The 606-nt window shown below is 64.5% G+C and carries 1 protein-coding gene; it reads right to left on the bottom strand.

The genetic code is table 11. From position 1 onward, the window contains the following. Positions 1-502: ATP phosphoribosyltransferase (gene hisG, locus AWU74_RS07420; protein WP_162505022.1), on the bottom strand; the 502-nt coding region annotated here is incomplete at its 3' end. Between the last annotated feature and the right edge of the window lie 104 nt (positions 503-606).

The following is a 606-nucleotide window of genomic DNA, read 5'->3' as shown; positions in this document are numbered from 1 at the left end:
GCAGCCCGTTTTCCGCAATCGTGCGCCCGGTCGCCGTGTTGTCTATAATCATGTCGGCGTCGTCGGGGGGGAACACCTCGGTCGCGCCGTGCGTGCGGACGATGAGCGCGTTAAACCCCCGCGCGTCGAGCCAGCGGCGGGCGAGCGCCTCGTATTCGGTGGCGGCGATTATGCGCTTTGCCCTGAGCGCGGCGTCGTCGAGCGCTTGCGGCACCGCCACCACGATGCGCACCGGGTCGAAGCCCAAATCCATGATTTCTTCCACGTCCGCGCCCGTCTCGTCTATCCAGTCGCGCCCCGTGAAGCCCGCGTCGTGCGCGCCCAGTTCGAGCAGCCTGCCGATATTCTGGGGCTTCATCAGTTTGATTTCAAGGTCGTTCTGGTCGACGACGGGGCGGTACGAGCGCTCCGGCAGCTTCAGCGAGATTCCCGCGCCGCCGAACAGCGACGCGACGCTGTCGTATATGCGCCCTTTCGGGAGCAGCACTTTCAGTTTTTCCATTCCGGCAGTATAGCGAAGCGGCGGGGCAGGCTCAAGCGTCCGGCTCGCGTTGACTTTCGCGCCGTGTTCCGCTATAAAGGCGCATAATCACGTCCTGCGCAGGT

The organism is Treponema endosymbiont of Eucomonympha sp. (assembly GCF_001028545.1).
The sequence above is the reverse complement of the archived record's forward strand: the minus strand, read 5'-3'. Positions and strand labels throughout refer to the sequence as shown.